We start from the raw sequence: 423 nt of genomic DNA, 5'->3' as shown, positions 1-423 counted from the left end.
CCGTAGATTTTCTCCAACTGACTCATGACTTCGCCTTCGGTTTACGTGCCCCGCCACTTTTGGCTGGAGCAGAACCCGCTTTTGGCGGGCCTTTACGATGTTTGCTCGGTTTTGCTGGCTTGCCGCCGGAGGCCTTTTCAGGCGCCGACCGTCCGGTCTTTCCCCCAGGCGCCGCTTTACCACCGTTTTTGGCGTCGGAAAGCAGAGCCTTCTTCATTTCACGGCTTTTACGCAGCTCGGCGTTTTTCGCCACAGCGTCGCTTGGGCGATAAGCTTCGGGAGCCTTCTCTTTCGCTGGACGGCGACCTGCGGTTTTTGCAGGAGCCGCTTCGGCTTTTTCCTTCGCGGCTGGCGCAGCAGTTTCAGCACCACGCTTTTTGCGACCAATCGGCGCGCTGATGGTTTTTTCAGCCATCTCGAAGT

The 423-nt window shown here is 57.9% G+C and carries 1 pseudogene; it reads right to left on the bottom strand.

The annotated features are described in order from the left end of the window. Positions 1–22: 22 nt before the first annotated feature. Positions 23–423 (bottom strand): annotated as a pseudogene (locus JWG88_RS21380) (ribonuclease R); the annotation flags it as partial.

Source organism: Desulfopila inferna (assembly GCF_016919005.1).
GTDB classification, from domain to species: Bacteria; Desulfobacterota; Desulfobulbia; order Desulfobulbales; family Desulfocapsaceae; genus Desulfopila_A; species Desulfopila_A inferna.
This window is presented reverse-complemented; position numbering and strand designations above follow the sequence as displayed.